Annotated in this window: 12 protein-coding genes; 9 read left to right on the forward strand and 3 right to left on the reverse strand. The window is 68.4% G+C overall.

What is annotated here, in order from left to right; genetic code table 11:
• Positions 1–13: 13 nt before the first annotated feature.
• Positions 14–784 carry an SDR family oxidoreductase gene (locus ACXC9Q_RS07810; RefSeq protein ID WP_130450077.1) on the forward strand — a complete coding sequence of 257 codons (771 nt, stop codon included), beginning with the start codon at positions 14–16 and terminating at the stop codon, positions 782–784.
• A complete protein-coding gene (locus tag ACXC9Q_RS07815; RefSeq protein ID WP_457055813.1) occupies positions 781–2,118 on the forward strand; it encodes an NAD(P)/FAD-dependent oxidoreductase in 1,338 nt (445 codons plus the stop codon). The genes ACXC9Q_RS07810 and ACXC9Q_RS07815 overlap by 4 nt, the downstream gene beginning before the upstream one ends.
• A 35-nt stretch (positions 2,119–2,153) precedes the next feature.
• Here the strand turns inward: ACXC9Q_RS07815 and ACXC9Q_RS07820 are convergent, their stop codons facing one another.
• Positions 2,154–2,480, reverse strand: a complete 327-nt coding sequence (locus ACXC9Q_RS07820) for a glycoside hydrolase family 15 protein (protein WP_457055804.1) — start codon at positions 2,478–2,480, stop codon at positions 2,154–2,156.
• A gap of 59 nt (positions 2,481–2,539) precedes the next feature.
• Between ACXC9Q_RS07820 and ACXC9Q_RS07825 the strand changes: the two genes are divergently transcribed.
• The 7 genes from ACXC9Q_RS07825 (at position 2,540) to ACXC9Q_RS07855 (ending at position 6,737) form a co-directional block, all read left to right on the forward strand.
• Entirely contained in the window at positions 2,540–2,998 is a 459-nt protein-coding gene (locus ACXC9Q_RS07825) for a hypothetical protein (RefSeq protein ID WP_457055805.1), read from the forward strand.
• Complete coding sequence (locus ACXC9Q_RS07830) at positions 2,998–3,510, forward strand: hypothetical protein (RefSeq protein WP_457055806.1); 513 nt, start codon at positions 2,998–3,000, stop codon at positions 3,508–3,510. Before ACXC9Q_RS07825 ends, ACXC9Q_RS07830 begins: the two co-directional genes overlap by 1 nt.
• Positions 3,511–3,550: 40 nt before the next feature.
• Positions 3,551–4,231 (forward strand): VOC family protein, encoded by a 681-nt coding sequence (locus ACXC9Q_RS07835; RefSeq protein ID WP_457055807.1) that lies wholly within the window; start codon positions 3,551–3,553, stop codon positions 4,229–4,231.
• A 33-nt stretch (positions 4,232–4,264) separates the two neighbouring features.
• Positions 4,265–5,095, forward strand: a complete 831-nt coding sequence (locus ACXC9Q_RS07840) for an alpha/beta fold hydrolase (RefSeq protein ID WP_457055808.1) — start codon at positions 4,265–4,267, stop codon at positions 5,093–5,095.
• A gap of 216 nt (positions 5,096–5,311) precedes the next feature.
• Positions 5,312–6,154, forward strand: coding sequence for an enoyl-CoA hydratase/isomerase family protein (locus ACXC9Q_RS07845; protein WP_457055809.1), 843 nt, complete (start codon positions 5,312–5,314; stop codon positions 6,152–6,154).
• Positions 6,155–6,183: 29 nt separating this feature from the next.
• Positions 6,184–6,549, forward strand: coding sequence for an SDR family NAD(P)-dependent oxidoreductase (locus ACXC9Q_RS07850; RefSeq protein ID WP_457055814.1), 366 nt, complete (start codon positions 6,184–6,186; stop codon positions 6,547–6,549).
• On the forward strand, positions 6,504–6,737 hold the full coding sequence (locus ACXC9Q_RS07855; protein WP_457055815.1) for a hypothetical protein: 234 nt from the start codon (positions 6,504–6,506) through the stop codon (positions 6,735–6,737). The genes ACXC9Q_RS07850 and ACXC9Q_RS07855 overlap by 46 nt, the downstream gene beginning before the upstream one ends.
• On the opposite strand, the gene ACXC9Q_RS07860 is transcribed toward ACXC9Q_RS07855, so the two are convergent.
• Complete coding sequence (locus tag ACXC9Q_RS07860) at positions 6,727–7,221, reverse strand: response regulator transcription factor (protein ID WP_457055810.1); 495 nt, start codon at positions 7,219–7,221, stop codon at positions 6,727–6,729. The genes ACXC9Q_RS07855 and ACXC9Q_RS07860 overlap by 11 nt on opposite strands.
• A 169-nt stretch (positions 7,222–7,390) precedes the next feature.
• Positions 7,391–7,866, reverse strand: a 476-nt coding sequence (locus tag ACXC9Q_RS07865) for a transposase (RefSeq protein WP_457055811.1), incomplete at its 5' end; no start/stop codon positions are given.

Genomic DNA, 7,866 nt, shown 5'->3' on the forward strand with positions numbered 1-7,866 from the left:
GAAAGGACCCATCATGCAACTCAAGGACAAGGTGGCGGTTGTGACCGGCGGCGCCCAGGGCATCGGCCTGGGGTTGTGCACGCGGTTCGCCCAGGAGGGCGCACACGTCGTGCTGTCGGACCTCAAGCAGGAGGCCTGCGAGCGCGAGGCCGGCAAGATCGACGCGTTGCCCGTCGCGGCCGACGTGAGCCGGGAGGAGGACATCGCGAACCTCGTGTCGGCCGCAGTGGACCGCTTCGGGCAGGTGGACCTGTTCGTGTCCAACGCCGGGATCGCCGTCGACGGAGGCATCGACACCCCCATCGAGGGGTGGCGCAAGATCATCGACATCAACCTGATGGCCGAGGTCCACGCGGCCAAGCACGCCATCCCGCACATGCTCGAGCAGGGCAGCGGCTACATGCTCAACGTGGCGTCAGCGGGCGGCCTGCTGGTGATCCCCGACACGGTCTCGTACACGGTGACCAAGCACGCGGCGGTCGGGTTCTCCGAGTGGCTCGCGGTCGTGTACGGGGATCGCGGCATCGGCGTCAGTGTGCTGTGCCCGGCGGCGGTTGCCACGGCGATCCTCGCGGGGAAGGAGGACACCCCGGAGGGCCGGGGCGCGATCAGCACGGAAGAGCTCGCCGGGATCGTGGTGGACGGGCTCGCCGAGGAACACTTCATGATCTCGACGCACCCGTGGGTGCTCGAGAAGTTCGCCATCAAGGCGCGCGACTACGACGAGTACATCAGGACGCTGCAGGCCGACATCCCGGCGGCGGCCAAGGCTGCGGCGGTGTGAGGCATGCACCGCGTCGTGATCGTCGGCTGCGGGTTCGCGGGGTGTTCGCCGCGAAGGCGCTGCGCCGGGCACCGGTCGAGGTGGTGGTGGACCGCACCAACCACCACCTCTTCCAGCCGCTGCTCTACCAGGTGGCCACCGGCGTGCTCTCCGAAGGCGACATCGCTCCCCCGATCCGCGACGTCCTGCGCCATCAGCGCAACACACGGGTGGTGCTCGGCGAGGTCACCGACCTCGACGTCGATGATCGGCGGCTCACGGTCGACACCGTGGGTCGCGAGATGGAGCTGTCCTACGACAGCCTGATCGTCGCCACCGGGGCATCGCAGTCGTACTTCGGCCACGACGAGTACGCTGTCGTCGCGCCGGGCATGAAGACGATCGACGACGCCCTCGAGCTGCGCGGACGCATCTTCGGCGCCTTCGAGCTGGCCGAGCTCGAGTCCGACGCGGCCGCGCGAAGGGCCTGGCTGACATTCGCGATCGTGGGCGCGGGGCCGACCGGAGTCGAGCTGGCCGGTCAGATCGCCGAGCTGTCGCGCCGCACGCTGGGCGACAACTTCCGCGCGTTCGATCCCGCGGAGGCGCGGATCGTGCTGATCGACGGACTCGACAGCGTCCTCTCCAGCTTCCCCAAGAGGCTGCGCAAGCGGGCGCAGCGCGACCTCGAGAAGCAGGGAGTCGAGGTGCGCCTCGGCACCCGGGTGGTAGGCGTCGACGAGACCGGGCTCGACGTGGAGGACGATCGCATCGAGGCGCGCACGAAGATCTGGGCAGCCGGGGTCCAGGCCTCGTCGCTGGGGCGGCTGCTGGCCGAGCGTGCCGGCGCGACCGTTGACCGCTTGGGCCGCGTCGAAGTGCAGGGCGACTGCTCGCTGCCCGGACACCCCGAGCTCTTCGCGGTCGGAGACGTGATGTCCCTGAACGGCCTGCCGGGCTTGGCCGAGGTCGCGATGCAAAGCGGCCACCACGCCGCGCGGACCATCGTCGGCGGTCTGCGTGGTCAGTCTCCCGAGCCGTTCCGCTATCGCGACCTGGCCATGGCCACCATGGCCACCATGGCCCGCTTCCGGGCCGTGGTGACCGTCGGACGCCTCCAGATCGCGGGCTCTGCCGGATGGCTGATGTGGCTCGTCGTCCACCTCGCCTTCATGACCGGCTTCAAGAACCGGGTGTCGGCGGTCGCCAACTGGGCCGTCGCGTTCCTCGGGCGGGGCCGGCGCCAGCGGACGATCACCAAGCAGCAGACGCTCGCGCGCAGGCGCGAACTCGAGTCGCGAAGCGCAGGACGAGACAGGCCGGAGGCTCAGCTCGACAAGGCGGGAGCGCGATGACCAACAACGGACAAAACGGACACGGCCGTGCAGGATCAGCGGTACCCGGCCAGGTGCATGAGCACGCTCTCCGCCAGCTCGCGCTCGCCGCCGACGCCGTACATCACCTGCAGGTCGTTGCCGTCGCGGCAGGCGTCGGCCACGAAGTAGAAGAAGTCGTCGGCCTCCCGGTCGAAGCCCAGCGTGTAGAGACCCCACAGCGCGAACGTCGAGTCGCGCACCCACGCGTAGCGGTAGTCCCAGTTGCGTTCACCGCCCGGCGTCTCCGGCAGCGAGGTCGTCGCCGCCGCGAGCAGCGCGCCGCTCGGGGCGTAGGTGAGCTCCTGTCCCAACTCGACCCGCAGTTCTCCGCGACGCACCACTGCGACTTCTGGGCCGCTGGCTAACACCCCAACCGAACCAACGACAACAAGGAGCATCCATGTCCACGATCCGCTTGCACCAGACCACCACGCTCACCCCCGACCAGTACATCGCGGGCCTCACCGACTTCGGCCCGGGCCGCGAGAAGGTCTTCAGCAACAGCGCCGACGACTACCTCAAGGTCCACCGTGTCGGACCCACCGACGCCGATGTCACGGAGGGATCGGGCGGTGTCTGGGAGCGCCTGCACTACGACTGGTCCAATCGCGACCGCATCGTTCTGACGACGACAGACTCGAACATCTGGGGCGGCAAGTCCGGCTACGTGTACACCTTCGGGCATGCGTCGGACGGCGCGACCGTCATCAACGTGGTCATCACCCGTCAGGGAAAGACCTTCAAGGGCCACTTCCTCGCTGTCGTGCTCGGAACCGTCGGCAAGGGTGTGCTGAAGAAGTCGTTCGTCAACAGTGTGCACGCCATCGAGGCCCGTGACGTCCGGGCACCGCACCAGTGATGATTTCGCTTCGGTCCATTGTGCGCGGGGTCGAATCGAGCGCGGCCGGCATCCTTGCGATGGACACGCTGCTCTACCGCCGGTACCGAGGCGGCGGGGGGAAGGACGCGTTCGTCCCGTGGGAGACGTCTGACGGCGTGGAGAGCTGGGAAGGCGCACCAGCACCGGCCCTGGTGGCCAAGCGTGTGCTCGAAGCTGTGACGATGCGCGAGGTCCCCGCGCGTTACGCGCGAACTCTCAACAACCTCATGCACTGGGGCTTGGGGCTCGGTACAGGCGCCGCCTACGGGATGCTCGCCGGGTCGCGCCGGCCCGGCGTCTGGTGGGGGCCGCCCTTCGGGGCGGCGATCTGGGCAGGCGGCTACGTCGTCCTCCCCCTGCTGGGTGTCTACCAGCCGACCTGGACCTACGACCGGGCGACGCTCGGGAAAGACCTGAGCGCGCACCTGCTGTTCGGGACGGCCACCGTGGCCACGTACTGGCTGCTCACCACCATCGAGATGGACCGCTGACCCACCGACACTGTCGCACCACCCACTTCTGGAGGTTTTCATGTCAAGCACTCAAACCGCGACCAATGACACGGGCGCTCTGACGGTCGAGACCACGGCCGACATGAGGCTCGAGGTCGTCGTGATCCCGGTCGCCGACGCCGACCGCGCCAAGGACTTCTACCAGCGACTCGGTTGGCGGCTCGACGCCGACTTCGCCTTCGAGAACGCCTTCCGCGTCGTCCAGTTCACCCCGGGCGGCTCAGCAGCTTCCGTTCAGTTCGGCACCAGGATCACCACTGCGGCGCCCGGAAGCGCACACGGCATGTACCTGATCGTGTCCGACATCGAGGCCGCCCGCGCCGACCTAGCGGCTCGCGGCGTCGCGGTCAGCGAGGTCTTCCACCCAGGGACACCGGGGGCACAGTTCGCCGAGAACGGCGCCGACCGGCTGAGTGGGCCTGCAGACGACCACGCCACGTACGGATCATTCGCCACCTTCAGCGACCCCGACGGAAACCAGTGGCTAGTGCAGGAGGTCACTCAGCGGCTACCCGGCCGCATCGACGCCACCGGAACCGCCTTCGCCACCACGGCGGAGCTGGCCGATGCGATGCGTCGCGCTTCGGTGGCACATGGCGAGCACGAGAAGCGCATGGGTGGCGCGTACGACACGGACTGGCCGGACTGGTACGCCGCCTACATGGTCGCGGAGCAGGCCGGGACCGAGCTGCCGGCGTGAGCCAAACGTGCTACCCGAGAGGGAGGAGTGGAAATGACCACCGCACCATCTGCACCGATCCAGCCGGAGCTCGACTTAATCGACGGCCTGAAGATCCGGTACGCCGACTCGGGCGGCACGCAGGGCGCGACCCTGCTGCTGACCAGCCCGTGGCCGGAGAGCCTGTACGCGTTCACGCGGATGTGGGGCACCCTCGCCGACCACGCCCGGCTGTTCGCCGTCGACCTTCCGGGGTTCGGCGGCTCCGAACGCCGGGACGAACTGCTCGCGCCCCGCGCGATGGGTGGGTTCCTGGCCCGGCTCATCGACGAAGTGGGTCTGAATCGGCCACACATCGTCGCCCCGGACGTCGGGACGGCGGCCGCCCTCTTCGCGGCGGCAGCAGATCCAGAGTTGTTCGCCAGCGTGACGCTCGGCTCCGGAGGAGCCGCCGTCCCGCTCGATCTGGGCGAGCCGCTCCGGTCGCGAGTCCTCGACGCCGACCTGGACCAGTACCGTCGCGACCCGAGCGCCAGCATCAACAAGTCCCTGGACACCATCGCGGGCGGCATCCCCGACGACATCCGCGCCGAGTACCTCGCGTGCTACCAGGGCGACCGCTACGTCGAGTCGATGCGCTACGTCCGCGCGTACCCCGAGGAACTCCCGCAGCTGGCCGAGCTGCTGCCGCAGATCACCACGACCGTCACGATCGTCAACGGCGAACACGACCGCGTCGTACCCATCAGCAACGCAGAGTTCCTCCACGAGCGGCTGCCGCAGAGCCGGCTGCGGCTCCTGGACACCGGCCACTTCGCATGGGAGGAGGCTCCGGCGGAGTACGCCGCGATCATCCTCGAGTCAGTCACCGGCAGTGGGTCATGACCCTGACGACCGCGCACAGCCACAACACGGCGCAGGATCCCGACGAGGGTCAGCCATCTGCTCGCCGGCCTGACACCGGAGGCGCAGATCCGGATCTATCCCGATGCCGCACACGGATTCCTCTTCCAGTACCCACCGACGTCGCGGCCGTGATCAACGAGTTCCTCGCCACGGACAAGGGCAGCTGAGGCGTCGCGCACAAACAAGGAGCACACGATGTCGAAGGAAACCGACCGGCCGGCAATCGCGGATCGCACGCTCACGGTTACCGCAGAGGGAGCCGCTCTCTTCGCGAAGATCGCGGCGCCGCCGATGAACCTTCTCGGCCCCGAGCTCGTCCGGGACCTCGTCTCATTGATCCGCCGGACCGAGGCGGATGACTCCGTCAAGGTGATCGTCTTCAGCAGCGGCGATCCGGACTACTTCATCTCGCATGTCGACCTCACCCAAGTTGCCCAGTACCGCGCCGAGGCGGCCGTGCTCACCGGCGAAGCATCTATCGCCTCGCTCTTCCGGCACCTCAGCGCGAGCCGACTCGTGACGATTGCGCAGATCGAGGGCCGCGTGCGCGGTGCGGGCAGCGAGTTCGTCCTCGCGTGCGACATGCGGTTCGCAGCGCGGGAGACCGCAATATTCGCCCAGTTCGAGCCGGCGTTCGGGCAGGTGCCAGGCGGGGGCGGAGCCCAGTACCTCACGCGCGTCATGGGTCGCGCGCGAGCGCTCGAAGTGATGCTGAGCGCGGACGACTACGACGCCGAGCTGGCCGAGCGGTACGGGTGGATCAACCGCGCGCTGCCGGCAGCCGCGCTCGATGCGTTCGTCCATGCGCTCGCCCATCGGATCGCTCGGTTCCCCGGCACTGGGCAGGCTGCGGTCAAGGAGCGGGTCAACGCCATCTCGCTGGCACCGATCGAGGACTTCAGGCGCGATTCCGACCTGTTCCGCGACAGCGTGAGCAGCCCGGAGACGCAGCGCCTGACTCAGGCCGCGATGAGCCGCGGCCTGCAGACCCGAGGAGCCGAGTTGAACCTTGGCGGCTTGGTGGGAGACTTGTCATGAGCGGGCGCGCTTCGGCAGAGCAAGCGCTAATGGGCCAGACCGTGGTCGTTCTTGGCGGCAGCTCCGGGATCGGGTTGGCGACCGCCCGCCGTGCACGGGATCAGGGTGCCAAGGTGATCTTGACAGCCCGCGACCCTGACCGGCTGCACCACATCGGCCTGGAGCTGGGGGCGAGCATCTCCGCGTTCGACCTCAGCGACACCGAACGGCTTACGCAGTTCTTCGCCAACCTGCCGGGGGCTGTTGACCACGTGCTGGTCTCGGGGCCGGACCGGCGTACGTCGCGTTCGCCGACCTCGACAACGATGCGATTCGGCGCGGCGTCCAAAGAATCGTGCTTACCGTTCAGGTGGCCACTCTGGCGAAGGACGTGCTGCGCGCCGATGGCAGCCTAGGGCACGCCCAGATCCAGACCACCCAGAGGTACCTGCACACCTCGCCGATGCCGACGAAGAACGAGATCGCGGAGCCGGTGCGGCATCTCGGCGAGCAGCCGCTCGGACTCCTCCTAGGACAGGATGCGGACCGTAGTTGGCGGGACCTTATGCAACTCGGTGTCGGCGTGCACCGTTTCAGTTGCTGATTGTTTGAAACGAAGCTGCGGAGCCGTCGGCGCCCCGCCCGGTATGCAGGGCTTCTCTCAGGGCGCCGCGCGAGGTGACGCCAAGCTTCGCGAAGACCTTGCGCAGGTGCCATTCGACGGTGCGCGGACTGATGAACAGCTCGGCCCCGATCTCGGTGTTGGAGTGCCCGTCTCGGGCGAGTCGGGCGATGTGCATCTCCTGCGGGGTCAGATCGTGCTGGGTCGTGACGTCGCGCCGACGCACAGTCTCCCCCGTGGCCAGCAACTCTGCGCGGGCGCGCTCGGCGAAAGCGTCGGCGCCCGTGCCGGTGAAAAGCTCGTAGGCACGGCGGAGCTGGTCTCGTGCGGCGATGCGCTGGTGGTCGCGCCGCAGCCACTCGCCATACAGCAGGTGAGCCCGCGCGAGCTCGATCCGCACCGGCGTCCGGCTCAGACATGCGATCGCCTCGGCGTAGCAGCGCCCAGCTTCCTCACCTTCGCTCACTAGCCCGGATCTTTCGTGACTCCGTCGCGGGCGGCGGCCGCGGCTTGGTGGCCGGCATTCGGGGTTGATTCTTGCAGTCGGGTAGGACAGGGACCCGAGTGTCGTCTCGGGTGGGCGCGGTTCCACGGGCCGGGTCTGTTTTCGGGTCACAGTGACGGGTGGGGTGTCCTCAGCCGGGCGCGGTGAGTGCGCGGACCCGAATGAGGCCGGCGTGTAGCAGGGCGGTCCAGGCGCCGTTGCGGGCGAGGTGGACGACGGTGCGTCTGCCGGTTCGGGCGAGCCTTGCGGCGGTCGAGAACAGCCGCAGGCGTAGGCGTTTGGGTTCCCACCGGCGCGCCTCGTGGGTGGTGCCGTCGGCATCGGTGAACGCGAGTAGCTGCATCCAGGTGGTGAGTTCGCAGGCCAGGGCGACGATCGCGCACCAGATCTGGTTCTGGGTGAAGTCATGCAATGGGAGATTCCTGAGTCCGGTGTCCTTGGCGCAGCGGATCCGGTCTTCGGCGCGGGCCCGGCGGCGGTGTCTCAGTTCGAGGTCGGCGAGTTGCCCGCGGGCGGTGTTGGTGGCGAACGCGGTGATGCGGTGCCCGTCCACGTCGGTGAGGCGCAGTTGGGCACCGGGGTGGGGGCGTTCCTTGCGGACGATCA

Source organism: Kribbella sp. CWNU-51, from assembly GCF_054073265.1.